This is a genomic window from Sunxiuqinia sp. (assembly GCF_055140945.1).
The window spans coordinates 1-24,997 of sequence record NZ_JBSQYS010000021.1 but is presented as its reverse complement, the minus strand read 5'-3'; the positions used below and the strand labels follow the sequence as shown (position 1 = coordinate 24,997).

16 protein-coding genes are annotated in these 24,997 nt (G+C 40.1%); 15 read left to right on the top strand and 1 reads right to left on the bottom strand.

The annotated features are described in order from the left end of the window. Positions 1–8: 8 nt before the first annotated feature. The 15 genes from ACTB00_RS11390 (at position 9) to ACTB00_RS11320 (ending at position 24,325) form a co-directional block, all read left to right on the top strand. Entirely contained in the window at positions 9–1,631 is a 1,623-nt protein-coding gene (locus tag ACTB00_RS11390) for a RagB/SusD family nutrient uptake outer membrane protein (protein ID WP_463300043.1), read from the top strand. 74 nt (positions 1,632–1,705) lie between these two features. Then, complete coding sequence (locus tag ACTB00_RS11385) at positions 1,706–2,914, top strand: glycoside hydrolase family 88/105 protein (protein ID WP_463300042.1); 1,209 nt, start codon at positions 1,706–1,708, stop codon at positions 2,912–2,914. A 19-nt stretch (positions 2,915–2,933) separates the two neighbouring features. Further along, positions 2,934–4,370 (top strand): GntP family permease, encoded by a 1,437-nt coding sequence (locus tag ACTB00_RS11380; RefSeq protein WP_463300041.1) that lies wholly within the window; start codon positions 2,934–2,936, stop codon positions 4,368–4,370. Positions 4,371–4,377: 7 nt separating this feature from the next. Next, a complete protein-coding gene (gene garD, locus ACTB00_RS11375) occupies positions 4,378–5,916 on the top strand; it encodes a galactarate dehydratase (RefSeq protein ID WP_463300040.1) in 1,539 nt (512 codons plus the stop codon). A gap of 19 nt (positions 5,917–5,935) precedes the next feature. Next, complete coding sequence (gene dapA / locus ACTB00_RS11370) at positions 5,936–6,844, top strand: 4-hydroxy-tetrahydrodipicolinate synthase (RefSeq protein WP_463300039.1); 909 nt, start codon at positions 5,936–5,938, stop codon at positions 6,842–6,844. After that, positions 6,841–8,097 carry a glycerate kinase type-2 family protein gene (locus tag ACTB00_RS11365; protein ID WP_463300038.1) on the top strand — a complete coding sequence of 419 codons (1,257 nt, stop codon included), beginning with the start codon at positions 6,841–6,843 and terminating at the stop codon, positions 8,095–8,097. Before dapA ends, ACTB00_RS11365 begins: the two co-directional genes overlap by 4 nt. Before the next feature lie 57 nt (positions 8,098–8,154). After that, complete coding sequence (gene garR, locus ACTB00_RS11360) at positions 8,155–9,039, top strand: 2-hydroxy-3-oxopropionate reductase (protein ID WP_463300037.1); 885 nt, start codon at positions 8,155–8,157, stop codon at positions 9,037–9,039. Between the two features lie 211 nt (positions 9,040–9,250). Continuing rightward, on the top strand, positions 9,251–10,867 hold the full coding sequence (locus ACTB00_RS11355; RefSeq protein WP_463300036.1) for a glycoside hydrolase family 43 protein: 1,617 nt from the start codon (positions 9,251–9,253) through the stop codon (positions 10,865–10,867). Next, positions 10,851–11,240 carry an NAD-binding protein gene (locus tag ACTB00_RS11350; protein WP_463300035.1) on the top strand — a complete coding sequence of 130 codons (390 nt, stop codon included), beginning with the start codon at positions 10,851–10,853 and terminating at the stop codon, positions 11,238–11,240. Before ACTB00_RS11355 ends, ACTB00_RS11350 begins: the two co-directional genes overlap by 17 nt. Before the next feature lie 620 nt (positions 11,241–11,860). Further along, a complete protein-coding gene (locus ACTB00_RS11345; protein ID WP_463300034.1) occupies positions 11,861–14,965 on the top strand; it encodes a T9SS type A sorting domain-containing protein in 3,105 nt (1,034 codons plus the stop codon). A 153-nt stretch (positions 14,966–15,118) separates the two neighbouring features. Continuing rightward, complete coding sequence (locus ACTB00_RS11340) at positions 15,119–16,087, top strand: dehydroquinate synthase/iron-containing alcohol dehydrogenase family protein (protein ID WP_463300033.1); 969 nt, start codon at positions 15,119–15,121, stop codon at positions 16,085–16,087. Positions 16,088–16,146: 59 nt separating this feature from the next. Next, positions 16,147–17,166: a T9SS type A sorting domain-containing protein gene (locus tag ACTB00_RS11335; protein WP_463300032.1), complete on the top strand. Its 1,020-nt coding sequence runs from the start codon at positions 16,147–16,149 to the stop codon at positions 17,164–17,166. A gap of 131 nt (positions 17,167–17,297) precedes the next feature. Continuing rightward, complete coding sequence (locus tag ACTB00_RS11330) at positions 17,298–20,525, top strand: SusC/RagA family TonB-linked outer membrane protein (protein ID WP_463300031.1); 3,228 nt, start codon at positions 17,298–17,300, stop codon at positions 20,523–20,525. 28 nt (positions 20,526–20,553) lie between these two features. After that, positions 20,554–22,395 (top strand): RagB/SusD family nutrient uptake outer membrane protein, encoded by a 1,842-nt coding sequence (locus ACTB00_RS11325; RefSeq protein ID WP_463300030.1) that lies wholly within the window; start codon positions 20,554–20,556, stop codon positions 22,393–22,395. Positions 22,396–22,597: 202 nt separating this feature from the next. Next, a complete protein-coding gene (locus ACTB00_RS11320; RefSeq protein WP_463300029.1) occupies positions 22,598–24,325 on the top strand; it encodes a pectate lyase family protein in 1,728 nt (575 codons plus the stop codon). Positions 24,326–24,434: 109 nt separating this feature from the next. On the opposite strand, the gene ACTB00_RS11315 is transcribed toward ACTB00_RS11320, so the two are convergent. Further along, positions 24,435–24,743, bottom strand: coding sequence for a hypothetical protein (locus ACTB00_RS11315; protein WP_463300028.1), 309 nt, complete (start codon positions 24,741–24,743; stop codon positions 24,435–24,437). Between the last annotated feature and the right edge of the window lie 254 nt (positions 24,744–24,997).

The following is a 24,997-nucleotide window of genomic DNA, read 5'->3' as shown; positions in this document are numbered from 1 at the left end:
TTTTTGATATGAAAAAAATAATAATATTTCTCGGAATAATTGGATTGATTTTCACTTCATGTACAGACTATATTGAAGAGGAAAACCTTTCAAGTGTAAATGCCGCAGACTTTTATTCCACCTCGGAAGGTTTTGAGTCGCTGGTAAATGCAAATTACTCCTACTTAAGGGAGATCTATGGAAATGATGCATTCCTTTTTTGTGATGGAACAGATTTATATGGAATTGGTCGGGACCCCGGTGTTATTGAAATAGCAACCTATTCAGAGTTGAATCCTTCAACTGATGGAGTCGAATTGTTGTATAATAATTGCTATGAGGCTATTCAAATTGCCAACATGGCTCTATTCTACTCTGATAAAACGGAAAGCTACAGTGATTTAAACAAGCGTATCGGTGAAATTAAATATTTACGTGCGAATGCCTATTTCCTATTAGTGCAAACATATGGTGGTGTTAGTCTGGTTACAAACTATATAGCAGAACCAGAACTGGCCTTTGACAGGAGCACTGCAGACCAAATTTACGAATTCATCATCGTAGAACTCGAAGATGCATTGAATGCCGTTGATGCCGGATCGTACACTGGCAGGGTGAATAAGCGTGCTGTTCAGCATTTGTTGACAAAGGTACATTTGACCCGTGGCTACGAAAGCTATGGTGCTGCAGATGATTTTAGCAAGGCTGCCGCTTATGCAGATGCTGCAATAGGCGGGCAAACGCTTACCATTCCTTTCGAAGAACTTTGGACTCCTGGTAATGAAGGGAATGAGGAAGTTGTTTTCTCTGTTCAGTTCGATCCTTCTTCAATTGCTACTGATCCAACAGGTTTGGGTCATAAACAATGTAATTACTTCAGCTCGTATCTGGGAGGTTCAGAAGTTGCGGGAGATGCGCCATACAGAACATACAATCTTTGTCCGACACAGTTTACAATAGACTTGTTTACACAGGATGACGAGCGTTGGGCTGCTTCATTTATGGTAGAACTTTACAATCGATACTATGATTATTACGATGTAGAAGACCACAGTGGATTGAGTGTAAGAGATTATTATGTACCTAGATGGATGACAAGCGTTGAACTGGATGCCTACATTGCGGCTCACCCTGAAGCAACGATTCATCCATATGGAGAATATGTACCTTCAGTGAGTCGCAGTACCGACTATGCAACAATTCCACTTAAAAAGTTTGACGATCCAAAATCAGCTTTTGGTGGTAATGGCGATGGAAGAGTTGGAACACGTGATATTATCCTTTCGCGTTTAGGAGATACTTACTTATTGGCAGCGGAAGCTTATCTGAAGGCTGGCTCGCCTGGTACTGCTGTTGATAGAGTCAACGAAGTACGTCAACGCGCTGGAGTGCCCGATATAACAAGTTCAGATTTGGATATTGATTTTATTCTCGATGAACGTGGTCGCGAATTATTGGGTGAATATCACCGTTGGTTCGACCTAAAACGTACCGGAAAACTTGTAGAGAGAGCATCCGCTCATAATTATATGATCGAAGCCTCTAACTTCACAGGAGCTAATGGGGAGTTAAAAATCCTAAGACCTATTCCTCAGGAAGCAATTGATTTGAACCAAAATAAAGATTTTAGTCAAAATCCTGCATACAACTAGTCTGTAAATTCAAATACCGAAGATCAATTGATCTTCGGTATTTCCCACCTAACGAATCTATAAATACGATACTTATGAATAAAATATTATCCTATCTGATTGTCATACTATTTATTTCGTGCAACTCGAAGCCGAAGAAAGAAACCCAAACGAATGCAGCGGAAAAGGAAAAGTGGTCGGTTCGTATGGCCAATTCCGTAATGCACACGAGCGACACCTTATTATATTTTGAAAAAATTAATAACCCCGCTCGCAACTATAAAGACGGAGATTGGGATTACGACGTTGGTTATATGGGATCAGCGATTGCAAGACTTGGGAATATTGATCCTAAATATTCCAAATACCTGGCAGATTACATCAACTATTTTATACAGGAAGATGGCACAGTGAAAGGTTATGAGAAAGAAGAATACAACATTGACCGTGTTAACCCAGCTAAAAATTTGTTCAGTTTATATCAAAAAACCGGAGAAGAAAAATATAAAATCGCATTGGAGCAATTTGTTGATCAAATGCGTACACATCCGAAAACCAGCGACGGCGGTTTTTGGCATAAAAAAATATACCCTCATCAAATGTGGTTGGATGGTTTGTATATGGCTTCACCCTTTTTAGCTCAGTACGCCAAAGAATTTGATCAACCCGAATGGTTTGATGTGGTGGCTCACCAAATACTTTTAGTTTACGAAAAAACATATGATCCTGAAACCGGGCTTTTGTATCACGCCCAGGATGAAAGTAAAGAACAGGCATGGGCTGATCCAAAAACGGGCCGATCGTCGTATTTCTGGGGGCGATCAATTGGTTGGTATTTGATGGCCATTGTGGACGTGTTAGATTATTTGCCGGAAGATCATCCCGAAAGAGATCAGATTATAAAAATATTTCAACAGACAGTTGATGCTGTGTTGAAAGTGCGCTACCCGGAGGCAGGTGTCTGGTACCAGATTATGGACTTACCTAACCGTGAAGGCAATTACAAAGAAGGCTCGTGTACGGCGATGTTTACTTATTCGATTGCTAAAGGAGCAAAGAATGGCTACCTGGATGAAAGTTATCTGGATGTTGCCAATGATTGTTTCGATGATATGGTTGACGTATTCATTACTGAAGATGAAGATGGCTACATCAAAATGCAAAATATTTGTGGAGGTGCCGGCCTGGGCGGAAATCCATACCGTGATGGCAGTTTCGAGTATTATGTAACCGAAGATATTGTCGTTAATGATTGCAAAGGAGTCGCCCCTTTTATTGATGCAGCGATTGAATTAGATCGATAAGGATTAAATAAGAGTAAATATGGATCCTATCATTATTATCCTGACAGGCACAGTTGTTGTCTTGTTCTGCATCATTGTGCTCAAATTGCACGCTGTGGTGTCGCTGCTCCTTGCTGCTTTGGTAACCGGCTTGCTTACCTCTCCCGACTTGATATACGGCTATGCAACCCATAGCGGAATGACGAACCAAGAGGCTCAGGAATTCTCGAATTTGGTTATCGGAAAACGTCTGGCAAATGCTTTTGGAAATACGTCAGCTAAAATTGGAATTTTGATTGCGCTTGCCTCAATACTTGGGACAGCACTAATGCGAAGCGGAGGAGCCGAGCGAATTGTGAGGGGAGTATTGAGTTTATTCGGTAAAAAAAGAACTTCTCTGGCGTTGTTAAGTGGAAGTTTTACTCTGGCTATTCCGGTATTTTTTGACACCGTTTTCTATTTAATGATTCCGATTGTGAAATCGATGAGTATTCGAGACCCCAAGAAGTTTAGCATGTACTTGATGATGGTGATGGCAGGTGGCGTAATGGCTCATTCGCTTATTCCACCAACTCCGGGACCTTTGTTTGTTGCTGAAGAAATGGGGATCGACCTGGGAACCATGATTATTGGAGGGTTAGTTGTTGGATCAATTACTTCGCTTTCGGGCTATTTGTTCGGAAAGTGGGCCAGTAAACGATGGGTTTTGCCGATGCGAGATACACCCGATATAAGTATCGATGATTTGAAGCAGTTCTCAGCAAGGGAAAATAAAGATTTGCCAAGCCTTTGGTTATCGTTAATGCCAGTTGTTTTGCCTATTTTGTTGATTACTGGAAACACGATCTCAAAAATGCTTACCGAAGGAAAAGAGGTAATGTTATCTCCGTTTGAAAAAGGGGCGACGAACTTTTTTGCTATCGTTGGAGATGCCAATATTGCTTTAACTCTTGCCGCAGGAGTGGGGATTTACCTTCTCTGGGTTAGGTTGAAAGATGTGAAAAAGTTTCAGAAATTTATCTATGAATCGCTAACCAGTGCCGGCGTGATTATTTTAATTACTTCAGCAGGTGGTGCCTTTGGACAAATGCTTCAGCAAACCGGGATTGGTATCCGGATTGAAACTCTGGCTGCCAATTATCAAATGGCTTTACTGCCCATGGCTTTTATCATAACAGCGGCGGTACGGTCAGCTCAAGGTTCAGCAACAGTAGCAATGGTCACAGCAATTGGTGTTATGAGTGGATTAGGAAGTAGTGCAGGCTTGCAATTTCATCCGGTGTATTTGGCTTTGGCAATCGGCTGTGGATCAAAAATATTTGCCTGGATGAATGATAGCGCATTCTGGATCATTTTAAGAATGAGTGGCATGGATGAAAAGGAAACCATCCGACATTTTTCGTTACTTTTAACTGTCATGGCAATTTCTGGACTTATTGCCATCATGATTCTATCAAGAGTATTTCCATTAATATAAACTGAAAATGAATGAAAACCCAATCATAATAAAAACAGCGGAAGGCGACAATGTTGGCGTTGTGGCCAATATGAAGGGCTTGCCTGCCGGAACTATTTTGGATGATGGAACAGAATTGACGCAAAATGTTCCAATCGGACATAAAGTTGCTCTGGTTCCAATTGCCAAAGGCGAAAAGATAGTCCGATACGGGCAGATCATTGGATATGCTGCTGAATCAATTGCTCAGGGAGGTTGGGTTCAGGAAAAACAGGTTGAGCTTCCTATCCCTCCCGATTTGGATACGATACCTTTAACGTCTGCTCCATTGAAGGAGCTTGAGCCTTTGGAAGGATATACCTTTGACGGATACCGAAATGCAGATGGAAGTGTGGGAACCAAGAATATGTTGGGAATTACAACCAGTGTTCAATGTGTAGCCGGATTGACGGATTACGTTGCGAAGCGCATTAAAGAAGAGTTGTTGCCAAAATACCCAAACGTTGATGGAGTTGTTGCAATGAATCATTCCTATGGATGTGGAGTGGCTATTAATGCTCCGGCTGCCGTTGTGCCAATTCGCACGATCAAAAATATGGCGACGAACCCAAATTTTGGAGGTGAAGTTTTGGTAATTGGTCTGGGATGTGAAAAACTGATTCCGGAAACCCTTTTGCCAGCAAGGAGTAATGATTCAACTAAATTACCTTCTATTTTAGTGATGCAAGATGAGTCTTTTCATGGATTTAATGAAATGGCCGAAGGGGTGATGAAATTGGCAGAAGAATATTTGAAAAAGCTCAATAAGCGAAAAAGAGAAACTTGCCCGGCCTCGGATTTAATTGTTGGAATGCAATGTGGAGGGAGTGATGCTTTTTCCGGGATTACGTGCAACCCGGTGGCTGGCTTTGCTGCCGACCTTATCGTACGTGCCGGAGGCAGTGTGATGTTCTCTGAGGTTACCGAAGTGAGGGATGCTGTTCATCTTCTGGTTCCCCGAACGATTAATCAAACTGTTGCTGAAAAATTGCTGGATGAAATGAAGTGGTACGACGATTATTTGCTGAAAGGGCAAGTTGATCGAAGTGCGAATCCATCTCCCGGCAATAAAAAAGGCGGTTTAAGCAATGTGGTTGAGAAAGCCTTGGGGTCTATTGCAAAATCGGGAACAAGTCCTATTGTTGATGTGTTGGCTCCTGGAGAGAAAATTCGCAAGAAAGGGCTTACTTATGCAGCCACACCAGCCAGCGATTTTGTATGTGGTACTTTACAAATGGCCTCAGGAATGAATATACATGTTTTTATGACCGGTCGAGGCACTCCTTACGGATTATCTATGGTTCCGGTGATTAAAGTTGGCTCCAATTCAAAACTCAGCAACCGTTGGTTCGATTTGATTGATCTTGATGCCGGGCAAGTAGCCTTGGGGCAGAAAACCATTGAGGAAATGGGCTGGGAGTTGTTTCAGCTAATACTGGATGTAGCCAGCGGTAAAAAACAAGTGGCCTGCGACAAATTAGGCTTGCACAATGATTTGGTTCTATTTAATCCGGGTCCTGTGACCTAGTCTCCTCAAATTTGAAAATATGTTACAGATAAAAGATATAAAAGGAGTCATCCCGCCAATCATCACACCGGTTGACAGTAATGAAAATGTTGATGTTAATGGGCTGAAGCGTGTCATCGACCATGTGATAAATGGGGGTGTGCATGGTGTTTTTGCTCTCGGAAGCAATGGTGAGTTTTATGCGCTTGATCACCAAAATCAGGCGAAGGCGTTACAAGCGACGGTTGAGCATGTTAATGGACGTGTTCCGGTATATTCCGGAGCTGGTGCAATTACAACCAAAGAGTGTGTCGCATTGGCTAAAATGGCTGAACGGTCGGGAGCCGATGCCTTGACTGTGCTTACACCGATGTTTATCAATCCCTCGGAGACGGAGATGTATCAGCATTTTAAAACGATTGCAGAAAGTACGAAAATGCCGGTTTTGCTATACAACAATCCCGGAAAAACAACCAACAATATTTCAGTTCCTTTATTGAAAAAACTTGCTGCTATCGACAATATCGTTGGAATAAAAAACACCAGTCTCGATTTTTCCCAAACAGTGCAATACCTGCATGCAACAGCAGATAATGAAAACTTTAAGGTGTTGGCCGGAACTGATTTCTACATCTATTCTACTTTGACATACGGCGGAGTGGGCTGTGTTGCCGGAACGGCTAATGTTGCACCAGCTTTGGTGGTGGATATTTACGACAAATTTTTAGCGGGAGATCATGATGGAGCTCGACAAGCACAATTTAAACTGATGCCTCTTCGGACAGCATACAGTTACGGTAGTTTTCCCGTGGTGATGAAAGACTGTTTGAATCTGATGGGATTAAATGTGGGACATCCAGTCAAGCCAATTGATCATTGCACAGAAGAACGCATGGATGCGTTGAAAAAGGTTTTACGTGAACTTCAACTGTTAGATTCGTTTCTATGAATACGATGAGAGACGATGCACAAAAGATAATTGATGAGGCTATACAGGCTGTATTACCAGAGAAGGCTGTTGAGCGAGCATTGAATTCGATGTCGGTAAAGAATGGCGCTGTTATCGTAGCTATTGGAAAGGCTGCCTGGAACATGGCAAAGGCAGCAAAGCATCAGCTAGGTGCTAAAATCAGTGGTGGGATTGTGTTGACCAAGTATCATCATTCAAAAGGCGACATTGAAGGGCTGGATATTTTTGAAGCAGGACATCCGCTGCCAGATCAAAACTCAGTCATCGGAACTTCAAAAATACTGGAACTAGTCAGTCAATTAACATCCGATGATGAAGTCGTTTTTCTAGTTTCCGGTGGGGGATCTGCACTTTTTGAAAAACCATTGAATGGCGTCACACTAAATGAAATTGTTTCGATAACCGATCAACTTCTAAGTTGTACCGCCAGCATTGTGGAGATAAATACGGTCCGCAAACATTTATCGGCGGTTAAAGGCGGGCGATTTGCCTCACATTGCAATGGCGCAAAAATTCATGCTGTTGTTTTATCTGACGTGATTGGCGATCCGCTGGATGCAATTGCTTCGGGACCTGCTTATCCTGATCAGTCAACTTCGGAAGAAGCTTTGGCTATCATCGAAAAATATAATCTTCAGATTACCGAAAATATTCGAAAAGCACTACAAGAAGAAACACCAAAAGTAGTTGAAAACTGTGAAAGTGTAATAACAGGAAGTGTTTCTGAATTGTGCGAAGCCGCCGCCGCAACTGCTTCAGCTTTAAATTATCATCCCTATGTTTTGTCTTCATACATTGAAAACGAAGCAAAAGAAATTGGGCGCTTTTTGGGGTCGATAGCAAGGGAATTAAAAAAAGAAAATAAAAGCCAATATGCTTTTCAAGCTCCTTGTGCCATCATTTTGGGAGGCGAAACAGTTGTGGATCTAAAAGGAAAAGGGAAAGGCGGTCGAAATCAAGAACTGGTATTGGCAGCTGCTATCGAGATTGAAAATCTTGATGATGTAATTATTTTCTCGCTTGGTTCGGATGGAACCGATGGGCCGACAGATGCCGCTGGAGGAATTGTGGATGGACAATCTATTTCCCGGATGAAATCAGCAGGCAAAAATCCCGCATTGATGCTTGATAACAATGATGCATACCATGCTTTAGAAGCAAGCAATGATTTGGTAATCACCGGACCAACAGGGACAAATGTAAACGATCTAATCGTTCTGCTATGTCGTTGATAAAGAGGGCTAAAAGAATACTAAGTTGTAATTAAATAACAAAAAAATCAAAAAGTTATGAAAATAGGTTTTATCGGTTTAGGAATCATGGGAAAACCCATGGCGAAAAATTTAATTAAAGCAGGACACGAATTAGTGGTACTCGACATTAAAAAGGAATCTGTTGCTGAGTTAGTGGCTCTTGGAGCTGAAACTGGAGAAAATGCAGCTGATTTAGCAAAAAAGGTAAAAGTGATTGTTACGATGCTGCCTAATTCTCCACAGGTTAAAGAAGTTGTTCTGGGCGAAGGTGGCGTAATTGAAGGAGCTACTTCCGGATCGGTGGTGATTGATATGAGTTCGATTGCTCCATTGGCCAGCCGTGAAATTTCGGCTGCTCTAGCAGAAAAAGGTGTTGAAATGTTGGATGCCCCTGTAAGTGGAGGCGAACCAAAAGCTATTGAAGGAACCATTGCTGTTATGGTGGGAGGTAAAAAAGAAGTCTTCGATGCCAATTATGATATCATGATGGCCATGGCTGGTTCAGTAGTTCACGTCGGGGATATTGGAGCAGGAAATATTGCAAAGCTTTGTAACCAGGTTGTTGTGGCTCTAAATATTGCCGCAGTATCAGAAGCCCTTGTTTTAGCTCAAAAAGCAGGAGTAAGCCCCGACCGGGTTTACCATGCAATTCGTGGGGGGTTGGCAGGAAGTACAGTCATGGATGCAAAAGCTCCCATGATGATGGACCGAAATTATGAGCCTGGATTCCGCATAGACTTACACATCAAAGATTTGAATAATGTGTTGGAAACATCCCGTGGGGTAGGAGTTCCATTACCTCTAGCTGCGCAAGTAATGGAAATTATGCAGGCAATCAAGCAGGATGGTTGTGGTGTCGAAGATCATTCAAGTATCGTCAAGTTCTACGAGAAATTGGCGAACATTGAGTTGGGACACTAATCAGGAAGGTAATTTTGGATGGTGTATTATTCAGGGTACTTTCGGATCGAGAGAATTGTGTCTAAAAGTACTCTGAATTTTAATAAAATTTGCGTGTTGTCTTTCAAAGGCCTTATACGGTATTTTTTCAGTAACATTCTTTACAATACGAATATGCAGGGGAAGACACTAGTCTAGACTAATAAATATTGATAGCTAACTAATTAAACAAATGAGGCTAATCATTCTTGTATTCTTTGTAACACTTTATGCTTCACTAGCAGCGCAAAACTACACGAACCCAATTATTCCGGGGTTTAATCCTGATCCATCTATCTGTAAAGCAGGTAATGACTATTATCTGGTAACTTCCTCATTTGAGTATTTTCCAGGAATTCCTATATATCATAGCAGTGATCTGGTTAGTTGGAAAATGGTGGATCATGTTTTAAGTCGGGAATCCCAGATTAATATGGAAGGATATCCAGCCTCAGAGGGAGTCTATGCCCCAACAATACGCTATCATGATGGTACGTTTTACGTTGTCGTTTCTGTTTTAAGAAGAAATCCCAGAAGAGTGAAGAATATATTGATCACTACCGATTCGTTAATGAGTCGCTGGTCGGATCCGGTTGAAATTACAAATAGCTCATTGTGGGGGATAGATCCATCGCTATTTTTTAATGAAGACGGGAGGTGTTACTTTACGGCCAATCGAAAAGATCAGGTAGCACAACCCTATTCCAGTTACCGTGAAATCGTATTACAGGAACTTGATCTCCGACAAATGAAACTAACTGGTCCGATCGACATAATCGGAAAAGCTGCTGTTGTTGGAGGGGCAACCGCTGAAGGTTCACATATATACAAAAAGGATGGTCACTATTACTTGCTGATTTCAGAAGGAGGAACACGAACCAATCATGCTGTAACGATCAGCCGAAGTGAAAAAATCAGAGGGCCGTACGAACAGTGTACTTATAACCCAATTTTAACACACCGTCATTTGCAGGAAACCATATCGCTGAGAAATATTGGTCATGCAGATATCGTTCAGACCCCAGATAATGAATGGTGGATGGTTTGTTTAGGAGTAAGGTTTACGAATGATTGGTCTCTAATGGGACGCGAAACATTTCTTGTTCCAATGATTTGGCCGGACAATTCATTTCCCATTATTAATCCGGGAAATGGATTGGTGCAAATGGAGTATCCTTTGCCTGGAATAGCGAAAGAAACGAATAATCTTGCAAATACTTTTTTTGATGATTTTAGTACCTCGATATTAAAACCGGAGTGGACTTTCTTGAGAAATAACCCAACGTGTTATGAATTTACCGATAATCGACAATTGAAAATAGACTTAAAAAAAATGACCGTTGCAGACTTGTCTTCTCCGGCTTTCATAGGGAAGCGCATTGAGAATTCTGATTTTGAAACGACCATAAAACTATCCTTTAGTGCGACGTCTGAATCAGAAGAAGCTGGATTGGTGTTATTGAGCAACAATGAAAATTACTTCCGGTTTACCTTATCAAAATCGAATATCCAGTTAAAAGAAACCATCAATGGGAGGACGATAATTCTTGCTAAAGAACTGCTTGAATATGACAAGGAGGTATATTTAAAGGTTTTGTCGAAGAATAGTCTAATGGATTTTTATTATTCAATGGATGGGAGAGATTGGCATTTGATAAAAAGGAGAGTCAATACCTCCTGTTTAAGGAATTATAAATATACTGGCAATTTTATCGGCTTGTATGGTACATCAAATGGAGAAGAAACAACGAATCATTTTTTGGTTGATTGGTTTAGGTATCATCAGAAAATCCATGGAAAATATAATTAAAGCAGGATACGAATTAGTGGTTCGCGATATTAGAAAGATATCAGAATCCCTTGTTTTAGATCAAAAAGCCGGAGTGAGCCCCGATCAGGTTTGCCAGGCAATTCCTGGTGGATTGGCAGGAAGTACAGTCATGGATGCAAAAGCTCCGATGATGATAGATCGAAATTATGAGCCTGGATTCCGCATTGACTTACACATCAAAGATTTGAATAATGTGCTGGAAACATCCCGTGGGGTAGGAGCCCTATTGCCTCTAGCTGCGCAAGTAATGGAAATTATGCAGGCGATCAAGCAGGATGGTTGTGGTGTTGAAGATCATTCGGGTATCATCAAGTTTTATGAGAAATTAGTTAACATCGAGGTTGCCCGGTAAGTTGATCCTGTTGTGAAACATATTCAGATAGTGATATTTTGTTTATGAAAACGATATCATAAATAATGGTTCTTGTGAACTTCTTTTAACTGCAAATGAGTCCGGGTGTAGTTTGAAAAAAATGAAATCTTAGCATGGGCGATTTGAAGTCCTGAGGAATATCTATTTTCCTCAGGACTTTTTTTGTGAATTTTCCTACTGCCTTGTAAATAGATGGGATTTAGGGTTTTCCTGTGTTTGTAGATGGGATTTAGCTCTCGTTTTTGACTTTCATTGCGAATTGAATATTTCGTAAAAAATTGATTCTGAAAATTTCGAAACTAAATTATTTGGATATCTTTATGGAAACGTTTACATTAGTGGTGTTTTTTATCGTTGTTTTTGCAGAAAGATGATGATTGTTTTGAAGGTTGAAAATCCGGGATGCTCTTTTTTGCCTCTATTTATAGCTATTTAAGAGGCTAGTTTGCAAAATGATGATGATTGAAGCTGTTGTAAACTTCTTTCTTATTTGAATGTTAACGATATCACAGTTAGTTAGATTGAATAGTTAAAGAGAGACTAAATTGAAAAACGTTGATAGATAATTAATAATTTCTAATTACTAAATTTTAATGCTTATGAAAAAATTTACGTTGCAAATTTTTATGATCGCTTGTATGCTTTTTACTGCAGGCTTTTCTTATGGTCAGGCAAAACCAGAAGATTACCCTACGATTGGACAATCTTATGTGAAGAGTGTTGAGACTCAATCCGGAGTTTTTACAATAGACTTTAATACAACAGCACCTACGAGTACGTGGACTCAAGACGAGGATACAACTATTTTTTCTTGGGGAAAAGCTCGAACTGGTCGAGGATTTGCCGTAACTGTGTGGGATGGCGAAGGCAATTCATTGAATCCAAATGAAGACTTTAAAGTCAGAAGTGGAAGGTTTAGAAGTAATGAAAATCCTAACCATGTTGCTAGTGTTGATTCTATGCAAGCACTTCTTGCGAAGTGGGAGGAAGTGCATGCCGGAACTGACAATGCTGAAAAAAATACTCTTAATGCTCATTCTGTATGTGTCTTTGACGTAGATGGAGATACAGCAAACCAAGCATATGGAGTACACCCTGGAATTTATAAAAAAGTAGAAGCTGAATTTGTATTTAGGTGGGCTGACATGACTTTGAAATCTGATTTTCAGTTTACAATTGATACCTATGATGCAGGAAATACAAATGAAACAGCTACTTATTCTCTACGTGTAAAGTTTAGCTCAATCGATACAACTGTAGTGGATTTCTACGAAACAGGAAGTGGGTTAAAGCAAGTTAATCTTGCTGAAGCTACCGGACTGGATATTTCTGATTTTAATGGTCAAAGCGAAGTCCATGTTTATTTAGCTACAGAGGGAACGAATACTCCAATTGCAGAAGGTGTTTACGATCCTGTAATCGTAGTTGATGATATGACCGTTACTTTTGCTTTGCCTGTTTGGGTGGAACCGGCAGCTGGTGTTGATACTCCTGGAATTCCTTTTACAAATGAAGATGACCCATTGGTAGGACCTATTGGAGAAGAAACTACATTGGGCATTGCTCTTAAAACAGAAGGTCGTTTAGCAGACTTGACAATTGTAGATAATTTATACTTAAATGGTCAAGGGGATAAGGTGAACAAGAAGCTTACTTTTGCTGAGACTGGCGCTGTTAAAGCAAATGATGGAAGCGGAAACTATACTGTCGATGTCGATTATACATTAGAACCCGCTATACTAGATGCTGGAACCATGCAGTGGACAAATCAAAAGATCACTATTCCTGCCCCTGCTGAAGGATCAGTGGATGATGACTTGATGCTTTACTTTGACGCTACTCCTCTTGAAGATGCATATAGCGCGAGGTTAGAACTCAACAACGGAAATCGTATTTTTTATGATGTGTTTATTGAAGGTGCTGCAGCTCCCATAGTTCAAGAGTGGAATATTAGTGATAGTGATTTTAATGCTCTTGGAGAAGTTACAGAGTCAACCACTATTAATGGTTTGACTGTTTATGCAACATCCGATAAGAAAATCACGGTTGATGAGAACTCAAAATCGATCGATGGGATGGATTTTACCTCTCGTTTAAAGTTAGGAGGATCTGGAACATTTACTGAAGGAACGCCTGAGTCAAGAATACTTGCTTTTGACGTTACAGGAAATTCAACGATTACTGTTGCCGCTATGTCTTCAAGCAGCTCAAGCGACCGCGAATTAACTATTGCAGCCGGAACTTCTGACAACGTTATTGGAACATTTCCTGCGTTAGGCGCATCGATTGGTAAACAGGAGTTTGAATATACTGGAGGACCTACCACAATATACATTTTCTCACCATCAAGTGGCGTTAACGTATATTACATAAAAGCAGTAACTGCTGCTCCGGAAGCCGCTAAAAAAGTCGCTTACTTGAATAGCAATGAAAAAGTAATGGCTGAAACCGCGACTCAGTTGGATAATGATCCAATTATTCAGATGTTGATGGCTGATCCAAATATTGAATTAGATGTTATTCTTGCACCTACAGATACTGCCTCGTTAGACTTATCAGGTTATGATGCTGTTGTTGTACAAGAGGGTTGGAGCTCTTCGGGTGCTATTTATAACCCGGGTGCACCTCTTGGGTTAGCAAGTATTCCAGTACCATTTGTATATAATAAGGTATATGCAATGAAAGCGGGGCGTGGATTTGCAGACGGTGCTGCTGGTAGTGGTGGCGAAGAAGAAGGTACATTGTCCATTAAAGTAGAAGAAGCTAACCAGACAAATGAACTATTCAATGGTATCACATTCGATGCCGGTGTAGCGCAATTGTTTAATACAGGTGCTGATGATGACGGTAGTGATGGACGTAATAAAGGATTGCAATATGCAACTGATGTTGTTATCTCTGCTGAGAATACATTGCTTGCTTCAGGTGTAAATGATCCTGAAAATGCGACAGTCTGTATTAATGACATTCCTGCAGGTGCTACTGTCGGCTCAGAGACTCTTCAGGCACGGATGATCTCAATACCTAATAACACAGGTGCGATCAATAAAGATAATGGTACCAATCTAACTTCTGCTGGACTAACATTGTGGCGTAATGCTGTTTATTCAGCGGCAGGGCTGACTGTACCGACAACTCCTGTTGAGGCGTTTGAGGTTCCTGTTTCAACTTTGGCAACATTATCTGCCTCTGTTGGCGAAATGACCCCTGACTTTGATCCAAGTGTAACCACTTATCAGTTGGTTCTTCCTAAGGGAACAGCAGCTGTTACTTTGTCGGCTACAGCAACAGATGCAGAAGCAACGGTAACAGTTCCTGGAGAAACAGCAGTTACCGAGGGAAATGATATAAGTCTGGATGTAGTGGTTGTCAACTCATCGGAAAGCGATACAACTACCTATACGGTAAATGTTCACCTTATTGCAACGGCAGTAAATCAACTTGATGAGTCTGCTTCAGTGCGTGTTTATCCAAATCCGGCTTCTGATTATGCAAGAGTTAATTTCTCTGCTGATAGGAACGGAAGTGCTTTGTTTACGCTTTATTCTATCACAGGTAGACAAGTACTGGAGGCGAATAAATCCTTTACCAAAGGTATTAATGAGATGACTATAAGTACATCTGATTTTTCAGAAGGATTGTACATTTATAAATTGAAAATTGACGATAAAGTCTCTACAGGTAAATTGAATATAGTTAAATAGTTTTGAATTACTAGTTTGAAAATAAAAGTGGAGCATCTTGTTGATGTTCCACTTTTACAAATTTAAAAGCTGAGTTCACCAGTAATTTTATCATCCGAAAACTGACTGAGATTGAGAGGAATACGAGCAATCTAAGTTTAAAAGGAATCGAAAGTGTTTATTAGAGTAGAACGAGATATTGAAACTGATAAGAGCAAAACGACAGATCTTCGTTTTGATAACAAACATTTGAATTTTTCATGTGTAAATAGAAATTCCTCTGCGAAATATTCGCTTGGTTTAAATCATTCACTTGAAAGTGATAACGTATTAACAGACAGAGAACAGCCAATAGATAATGTTGAAACCTTAATAGAAACAATAAAATATTTTGAGCGGTTATTTGTAACTCAAAGGCGGCCTGACAGTATGCACAAGGTACTCAATCATCTTATTGAAATGATATGTGCCTCTCCAAATATATTCTGTCAACTGTCGACTTTCCAACAAAAGACCTTGTCCAACCAAAATTTGTTCCAACCAATCGACTGCGCTTCCTACTCCATTGAAAAAGCAATGGAAGCACTCGTATATAGCTTCGAGTTGATCGGTTGTAAAAACAAAAACAAAGTGCTTGAAGCAATCGCTCAGGAAGGAATTCGATTAATTACTCAAAATTTAGAACATGCCAGCTGCGAGAATGAGAGTCTTTATTCGAAGCAAAAAGTGATATTTGGTATTATTTTGGCACAAATTTGTTTTAAACTACAAGCATATAGTCCACTGTACGCTCTTGCTTATCCTGTTGCAACCACAGCAAAAATACCTATAGATCAAGCAAAACGTATTATGCTTCCACATTGGGTGGAATTTAATTTTGATGAAAAAAAAGATGATTATAATAAAGTTGTGGACTGCTTAGTGCATGCAGAGAGCAAAAAGAACTCGATAGAAGGACTACAGTTACTTAAGAATTTGGTGACAAAATACACCACTATTCATAAAATTAGGGAACTTCAGATTTGTAAAGACGAAATCGTAAGTATGGCTTACTTGGCGATGGATCGAACAAAGCTCTTAAATAACAATATACGCGACCTCTCATTTACAAATGTCATTTATTTGTACCTGAAGGCTTATTAGTGTGTATTGCATAAAATGCCAATAGAAAATTATATAAACAATCAAAAAAGGAATAAACGATGAAAGAAAAAATTTTTACACTGTTTTTATTCGTCTTGATCGGCGGAAGTATGAGTTTATATGCTCAGGTATTAAATACGGGAACCGGGGTAGAATGGGGAACGTTAGGAGCTAGTGAACCTCTGGTTCTTGATGAAGATTTTCAAGGGTTCGAATTTTTTCACTCTGATGAAATGCCGAATGACGGAAATAGTTCTCATTCTATTGATCCTATAAGTAATGATACTATTTTTGGATATAAAAATGATACTGTTGAAGCTGCCATTTTAGGTAGCTGCTGTACTACGGTAAAATATTACTACTACCAGTGTGCATTTGCGCCTGAATGGAAAACAGCTTATGCTTTTCGTGATTCGACTGATAATACAACAAATGTTTCGGATGGATTTGTAGAAATAAGTAGAGACTATCCATATGGTGCCGAGCCGTTTACAGTTCATGGGTGGTTTGTTGTTGACTTGAGGGCGATTGATTTTGTTGAAGTTATTCAATGGTCACATTCAAGCACCGGGGGTAATAAACGGGGTGTAATGTGTGAGTTCAGCCTTGATGACGGCGCGAACTGGGACACTTTACGTTATCAGCCTGGGAATACATGGGCTTTGAGTTTTACTAAAGATCCAACTACAGGAGTTAAAACATCAAACGGATATCGGTGTGATCCATCAGCTTATGGAATGACATGGGAAGACGGTATTTATACGTCAAATGTAATGTTGCGCTTTGCTGAAGCGGGAGGGCAAACTCCACGGATTCATGATCTGAAAGTATACGGTACGTTTGTACGTCCTACATCTTCGAAGGAAATAGATGTTGAGGAGCTCAACATATATAGTTTCAATAAAGAAATTAATATTTCAGAGCCAGCCAAAGTTGCGGTATATAATCTCAGTGGTTCGCTGGTAAAATCGGCAGACGAAGCAACTACTATTTCTATGGATGATATGCCTGATGGAATTTATTTGGTTAAAGCCCAGGCGGGAAATAAGTTAAAAACTTCAAAAGTATTGATTAAATAATTGACGACATAACAATTTATTTTGGAAGAGTGGCTTAAGGGTCGCTCTTCATTATAATTGATCGTTTACCATGAAGCAGAAACACATTCAAAAAAATAATGCAGAAGTCTAATTAAACAAACTTAGTCTTAATGAAAAAAACTATTAGGAAAAAGAAACTAGATCAAAAAATTAATCGGTTTCTTATCAGATCCATCCCTTTCATATTTTTAGTTTTCGCCCAGATACTTATTGTTTCTACTTCATTTGCGCAGAAAGATCAAATTACAGTGTCAGGAAGCGTTACTGATGAGTCAGGTGAACCCATGATTGGGGTTAATATTATTGTTAAAAATCAGATTCGCGGAACAATTACCGACATTGATGGTCATTACACCTTACAGGTCAGCCCAACAGACACCTTGCAAATCTCATTTATTGGCTTTGTTACAGAAACAATTCCAGTAGGTGGACGAGCAACTATTGATGTTGTGCTAGCTGAAGATGCAACTGACCTTGATGAAGTTGTGGTTGTTGGGTACGGTGAAGTAAAAAGAGCTAATCTTTTAGGTTCTGTTTCCAGTATCTCGGCGACAGAAATTGAAGATATACCTGCAACGAGCCTTACCAACTTATTGGAAGGTAGGTTAGCCGGAGTGTCTGTTTCTCCAGCTCAGCCCACAGGTAACCCCGGAGCATCAACCCGTATTCGGATTCGCGCTGAAACCACTTTTGGAAACTCAGGAGCAGGGGCGAAAGATCCATCTCCATTGTATATTGTCGATGGTTTTGAGGTCTCTCAGGAAGAATATGATATTCTTGATCCCTCGGAAATCGAAAGTTTTTCAGTCCTTAAAGACGCTTCTGCAGCAGTGTATGGAAGTAAAGGAGCTAACGGAGTTGTTTTGGTGAAAACCAAAAGAGGAAGAGAGGGGAAACTGAGGGTAAGCTATTCAGGTAGTTATGGTATTATGGATGCAACTCAGCAGACCGAGATGATGACCGCATTTGATCATGCTCGAGCTATTAATACCCGCAATGTTGATGATCCAACTGTTTTGGTTTCAGCTTCAGAATTAGAAAAGATGAAAAATTTAAACTATGATTGGTTGGAGGAAGCCTGGCAGCCTTCTTCAATTACACGTCATACAATGAACTTCTCAGGAGGTACTGAAAAAGTAAAATATTTTGCAGGAGGTACCTATGTATATACAGAGGGAAATTTCCCGGGACTAGGTGTTGGAAAATATTCCTACCGTCTTGGTCTTGATGCAAATATTACTGATCAATTAAAAATATCTGCTACCATTGCTCTTGATAATCGTGATTATAAACGACCCTACATTTCAGGTGCAGGAAATAATACTATGGAGGACTTATTTCAGGAGCTACTGCAGGCACCAAAATGGACCCCGTCATATATTGACGGATATCCGGTAGCAAATAACCTGGATTTTAATCCGTTATATTTATTTGAGACAAATAGCTATAAACAAACAGAGAATAAGGGAAATACTGTTAATATTCGTTTGTCGTATGAATTTGAAAATATAGAAGGATTGGCTGCGTCGCTATCATACAGTCGAAGGGAAGGTCATAGTTATTCGAAAGACTATCTGATTCCTTACACGCTGTATGAGTTTAAACTTCAGGATGACAATAAGTATATAATCGGGAATGAAATTAATACCCCAGTAACTGTTCAGAATAGTAATAGAATTTCTGAAACCTATGGGTTCAATCAAAACTATCAATTAAACCTGAATTTGAATTATAACCGTAAAATAGAAAAACACAATATTGCTGCCTTTTTAACATACGAACAGTCGGAAGGAAATTCCCATGACTTTAGAGCTTTGGCAGAAAATATTGAAACTTACGGTCTGGAAATTCAAGATGCTTTTCAAACAAAGTTTACAAATGGAGCGATGTATGAAAGCGGCGATCTTGGTGCTGTATTTCGCTTAAACTATTCATACGACGATAAGTATTTGTTCGAATCAACGTTTAGATACGAAACCACAACCAAGTTTGCACCCGGAGAAAGGGAAGGGTTATTCCCATCTGCATCAGTTGGTTGGGTGGCTACTCAAGAAGACTTTGTTAAAGATAAATTGTCTTGGGTTGATTTTTTAAAACTACGCTATTCAGTGGGATTAACCGGTTATGCCTCAGTATCTCCGTATGAATACAACTTAAAGTTTACGTTGTCTAACGATCGGTATTTATTTGGAAGTGAGACCCCTGTTGGAGGTATTGGTATTGGGGGACAAACAGATGTTGTGAGTTCGGGTGTAAGTTGGGAGAAATCATTGATGCACAACTTAGGATTAGATATGAAATTTCTGGATAGCCGTTTGAACGTTAATCTGGATGCCTACTACACCTACCAGTATGATATCTTAGACAAAAGAACAGTTGAATTTCCCGAAACTGCAGGTTTAGGTCAATTGCCGGGTGAAAACCTGGGGCGACTGGAAGCTTGGGGGTACGATATGTCGATCGGTTATCGAGGGCAAATAACAAATGATATTTATTGGAATGTAAATGCAATTTTCTCATATGCAACTAACCGTGTATTAGAAAGGCCTACCGAGTACGTTCCTTCTGATTTTCGGTATCCAATTGGTCAGAGTACATCGGCGGCAGGACGCGAAGAGGGATACATCTCACATGGGATTATCCGTAGTCAGGCACAGCTGGATGCAATTAATGCCGAATGGAACGAAAGATGGGGCTATGATTACCAGATTGAAGGTAAACCAGCCGGTTTGGGAGCCTTGCATTTTGAAGATATTGGACGTCCGGGAAATACCGGTGCAGGAGAACCACGTACTGTTTTTGAACCGGATGGAGTAATTAATGAGTTTGACATGACCTATGTTGAGCGAATTGGTGATAAGTTAACGTGGAGACATTTTTTACCTTCGAATGTGTCTATTGGCGGAGGATGGAAGAACTTAAAGGTAAGTATGCTATGGGGAATGGCTTATGGTGTCTCTAATCAGGCTGTAGATAAATTAGCTCGTACAGTTCCTACAACAGACGAGAATTCACCAGCTTTCTGGAAAGATTTCTGGACTCCGGAAAATCCAAATGCCAAGTATCCCAGCCCGTATTATGCCACATCAAATCAGTGGGTTTCAACATTCTGGATGAAGGATGTTTACCAACTTAGGTTGAAAAACCTTAACATCTCTTACAGTTTACCTAAAGAACTAACTAAAAAGTGGGGAGTTCCGGAATTACGAGTGTTTTTTGCAGGAACAAACTTGTGGTCTCCAATCAGTACGTTCGACTATAAAGAAGATGCTATAGCACGTTACAATACGTATCCGTTATTAAGAACGTTTAGCCTTGGGTTAAATTTCAAACTGTAATGAAAATTAAAATTCGACAAAGTATATTATGAAACGTAATACACAAAATATCAGATTAATTCCCTTGCTCCTATTATTTCTTATTGCTATAGGGTTCAATGCTTGTAAGGATGTATTGGAAAAGGAAGACCTTAATGTGTTGAACGAGGGGATTTGGGATGACCCCGCCCAAGCGCAGTTATATGTAAATAACTTATATGTGAAAAATATGCCGATTGACTATTTTGGAGAATACAGTCAGTTGAGTGATGAAACATATTCTCCGGAAGAGCAATTCAATGACTTAATGTATGGATTTAAAACTTCAAGCGATGTTAACGCGGTAACAGTCATGCATAAAGACAAATTTGAGTTGATACGCCATATTAATATTGCTCTTGAAGGCTTGGAAGGTTCTCCACTGGATGAGGAAATAAAACAAGAGTTGCGAGGGCAGGCTTTATTTTTTAGAGCGTGGCGGTATTGGGAGTTAGTGCAACTTTATGGAGGTGTTCCAATCGTTAAGACTGTTCAAGATCCCTATAATGAGGATCTTGATGTTCCAAGGAGTAAAGCTTCAGAATCAATCGATGCTATTATTGCAGATTTGGATGAAGCAATTGCGGTATTGCCTGTGGATTGGACATTGGATTCAGATGATGGGCGGATTACTAGTGGAGCTGCGGCTGCATTTAAAGGACGTGTTTTACTTAACTGGGCTAGTCCGTTGTTCAACCCGAACAATGATCAGAGTCGCTGGCAACGCGCATACGATGCCAATGTACAAGCTATTGATCTTTTGGGGCAGATGACGATTCCTCGGGGCCTGTATCCTGATTTTGATGGGATTTTTACCACCGATGTTTTGAGTAATAAAGAGGCAATTATTTATAAGCGCTTTAGTTTAAGTGCTGGAACTGACTATACTCATGGTTGGGAAAATAGTGTACGTCCTCCTTCGGGCGGCGGAAATGGTGGATTTTCTCCAACATGGGAGTTAGTTCAAGCCTTCCCTATGGCTGATGGTAAATTAATTAATGAGCCAGGATCAGGATATGATGAGACTTATTTTTGGCAAAATCGCGATCCTCGTTTTTATGCGACTGTTGCCTATAATGGTTCAGAATGGGATATGGCCGGTCGTGATGAAACAAATGTTTGGACTTTCAGAAACACGCTGGAGAATAACCGAGTACCTTCGTCAGGATTTTATAATAAGAAAGCTTCTGATCCAACTATTGCTCGCGAAGATATTTCACAAACAACTACTGCGTGGATTGAGCTGCGCTACGCTGAAGTATTGCTCAACTTTGCCGAATGTGCTAATGAGCTCGGTAAAACCGGAGAAGCACTTGAAAAAGTTCGTTCAATTCGGGAACGTGCTGGAATTGAATCAAACGGAGGAGATTATGGTATCTCCGATTCAGTTTCTAAAGAGTTATTGCGTCAAATCATTATGATTGAACGTCAAGTTGAATTTGCTTTTGAAAATAAACGTTATTGGGATATTCGTCGTCGATTGCTATTCCGAAATGATATGGGAGAATATGTAAAAAGACTTAATGGTACAATGAGAACTGGATTTACCTACCGTGCGCTTGCCGGTTGGAATGCTCCGATAACTGATGAAGCATCACCCTATTTCGGACAATTACGTATTGATACCGCTTTAGCCAATGGTTACCTGGATTTAAACGATGTGGAAAGTTTTAGTCAATATTTTTCGATTAGTCCCCGAACATTGGATATTTATCAAGGTGCAAATCAAAATATAAACTACCCTGAGTTGTATGACTTTTTCGCTATTCCAACTTCAATTATTGAAAAGAGCCCGGCTGTTGAACAGACTGAGGGATGGCTTAATGGTACTTTTGATCCTTTAGCCGAATAAGAGAGTTGGGGATGAAGATTACATACAACTTGTAAATCCTGCGAATATAATGTAGAATTAAATAGCTATATCGTTTATCGTTTGATCAAACGATAAACGATATAGCTATCGGGTTTTAGCAACTAATCGCATATGGTCAATTTGACCAATCAAAAAGCAAATATTGAATTACATTAATTAAAACAAAAAAAAATTGGATAAAATGAAGAAGTTAGGATTTTTACTAACCTTGTTTATGATTAGTTTCAGTCAAGTTCATGCACAATATCCGGATATTCCGGAAGATGTTCAGAAGGCTGCAAAGGAATTGATTGAAGAGACGTATCAACTTTCGGATGAGGCTTGGGAAAAAGCGAAACCAATTGTTGATAAACAAGCAGAGGAAGGCCGTCCTTATATTCCATGGGCAGGTCGTCCTAGTGATTTGCCGCAGGCTAAAATTCCTGCGTTTCCCGGTGCCGAAGGTGGTGGCATGTATACCATTGGCGGTCGAGGTGGAAAAGTAATTACAGTGACTAGTTTAGCTGACCATGGCCCCGGAACATTGCGCGAAGCTTGCGAAACCGGTGGTGCACGAATTATTGTTTTTAACGTGGCCGGTATTATCCGTCTTGAGAGACCGATTATTGTTCGTGCTCCATATGTCACAATTGCCGGACAAACTGCTCCTGGTGATGGTGTTTGTCTTGCTGGCGAGAGCTTCTGGATAAATACTCACGATGTAATCATCAGACACATGCGCTTTCGCAGGGGAGAAACCTGGGTTGGTCGCCGCGACGATGCGATTGGTGGTAATCCGGTTGGTAATATCATGATTGATCACGTTTCAGCAAGCTGGGGATTAGACGAAAATATGTCCATCTATCGCCATATGTGGAGTGACGGAACAGGTAAAAAAGATCTCAAATTACCAACTGTAAATATTACCATCCAGAATTCGATTTTCTCAGAGGCATTAGATACCTGGAATCATGCTTTTGGAAGTACACTGGGAGGAGAAAATTGCTCGTTCATGCGCAATCTTTGGGCGAATAACGCCGGTCGGAATCCTTCGATTGGTTGGAATGGAGTTTTCAATTTTGTAAACAATGTATTGTTTAACTGGGTACACCGCTCTGTTGATGGTGGCGACTATACTGCAAAATTCAATATTATCAACAACTATTTCAAACCAGGTCCGGCAACTCCAACTGACCGCCCGATAGGACATCGGATTTTGAAACCGGAGTCAGGTCGTAGTACCTTAACACATCGTGTTTATGGTCGTGCTTTTGTTGATGGAAATATTATAGAAGGAAACGAAAAAGTGACAAATGATAACTGGGCCGGAGGAATTCAGCTCGAAGATGTCCCGGATAAAAATAATCCTTATACGGAAGTGTTGTTATCTGACGATATCAGTAAGTATAAAGACATTGTTTATTGGGATGAGCCTTGGGAAATGCCTTATATGACAATTATGCCAGCCAGACAATCATTCGATTATGTGTTGGAAAACGCAGGTGCCACTTTACCGGTGAGAGATGCAGTTGATCAACGTATTTCAAGAGTTGTTCGTACCGGAGAAATAGAGTATGCCGATGATATTAGCTTGGACGGAATTCCAAAATTTAAACATCGTCGTTTGCCCGAGGACAGTTATAAAATTGGAATTATTACCGATGTTTCGCAAGTAGGCGGATACCCCGAGTACAAAGGAGAACCATACGTTGATACGGATAAAGACGGAATGCCTGATGAATACGAACAAAAGTATGCTGATTTGGGCTTTGATCCGAATGATCCGTCAGATGCCAACGAAGATTGCAATGGTGATGGTTATACAAATATTGAAACGTATATTAACGGGATCAACCCTCGATACAAAATTGATTGGACAAACATGAGTTTCAATTACGACACACTCGGTGAGAAGGGTGGAGTAAAATAAGCTGTACAGAATCTTTGGGTTAGTTTTAGGTAAATAGTTTTAGGCCGGTTTCATTTGTTGAAGCCGGCCCTTTTTTTGCTTCAATACTTTTACCAGCCAGGTAGCGTTGCTACTTTTTCTTTCGCTTAAACAATTGTATAATATCACTTAGCCCAATTGTTAAGCCTAAGTTTGTTGGGTTGGGATCATACGGATTCGTATCAATCCCTTTGTATTTAGGTGTAAGATAGCCAACCTGACGTATTTCGCGGTTGAGCTTAACGATGTTTTTGTTAAAATTTTGATAGTCTCTACGATAAGGCTCAGTTCCTACTAAATTCAATTGATACCTTCGGTAAGGGATGTAATGGTTGTTTTGTGTCGCTCGTTTTTGATTGGCGTAAATTACTTTGGCTTGCAGCGACATGTGATTGACCATCAAGGAATCCCCTTCATGCAAAAAAATCGTAAATCGACCTGTGCTGTCGGAGGTTACAATCTTGGTTGTTCGGTAATTTATAATGTGTGCGTTTTCAACAGGAATAGAATCTTCAGAAAAAATATAACCGCTAAAAGTGATGGTTTTGTCTTCTTCTGGCGATTTCGGTCTGACCGTGCCACACTTTTCGGTTTAAACCGTGCCACTTTGGGAGATGCTGCAATTATACAAAAAATTTAATCTTCATTCTTCAA

Coding starts and splice junctions, on each gene's coding strand:
- ACTB00_RS11390 (WP_463300043.1), top strand. CDS start 9: ATGAAAAAAATAATAATATTTCTCGGAATAATTGGATTGATTTTCACT.
- ACTB00_RS11385 (WP_463300042.1), top strand. CDS start 1,706: ATGAATAAAATATTATCCTATCTGATTGTCATACTATTTATTTCGTGC.
- ACTB00_RS11380 (WP_463300041.1), top strand. CDS start 2,934: ATGGATCCTATCATTATTATCCTGACAGGCACAGTTGTTGTCTTGTTC.
- garD (WP_463300040.1), top strand. CDS start 4,378: ATGAATGAAAACCCAATCATAATAAAAACAGCGGAAGGCGACAATGTT.
- dapA (WP_463300039.1), top strand. CDS start 5,936: ATGTTACAGATAAAAGATATAAAAGGAGTCATCCCGCCAATCATCACA.
- ACTB00_RS11365 (WP_463300038.1), top strand. CDS start 6,841: ATGAATACGATGAGAGACGATGCACAAAAGATAATTGATGAGGCTATA.
- garR (WP_463300037.1), top strand. CDS start 8,155: ATGAAAATAGGTTTTATCGGTTTAGGAATCATGGGAAAACCCATGGCG.
- ACTB00_RS11355 (WP_463300036.1), top strand. CDS start 9,251: ATGAGGCTAATCATTCTTGTATTCTTTGTAACACTTTATGCTTCACTA.
- ACTB00_RS11350 (WP_463300035.1), top strand. CDS start 10,851: ATGGAAAATATAATTAAAGCAGGATACGAATTAGTGGTTCGCGATATT.
- ACTB00_RS11345 (WP_463300034.1), top strand. CDS start 11,861: ATGAAAAAATTTACGTTGCAAATTTTTATGATCGCTTGTATGCTTTTT.
- ACTB00_RS11335 (WP_463300032.1), top strand. CDS start 16,147: ATGAAAGAAAAAATTTTTACACTGTTTTTATTCGTCTTGATCGGCGGA.
- ACTB00_RS11330 (WP_463300031.1), top strand. CDS start 17,298: ATGAAAAAAACTATTAGGAAAAAGAAACTAGATCAAAAAATTAATCGG.
- ACTB00_RS11325 (WP_463300030.1), top strand. CDS start 20,554: ATGAAACGTAATACACAAAATATCAGATTAATTCCCTTGCTCCTATTA.
- ACTB00_RS11320 (WP_463300029.1), top strand. CDS start 22,598: ATGAAGAAGTTAGGATTTTTACTAACCTTGTTTATGATTAGTTTCAGT.
- ACTB00_RS11315 (WP_463300028.1), bottom strand. CDS start 24,743: ATGGTCAATCACATGTCGCTGCAAGCCAAAGTAATTTACGCCAATCAA.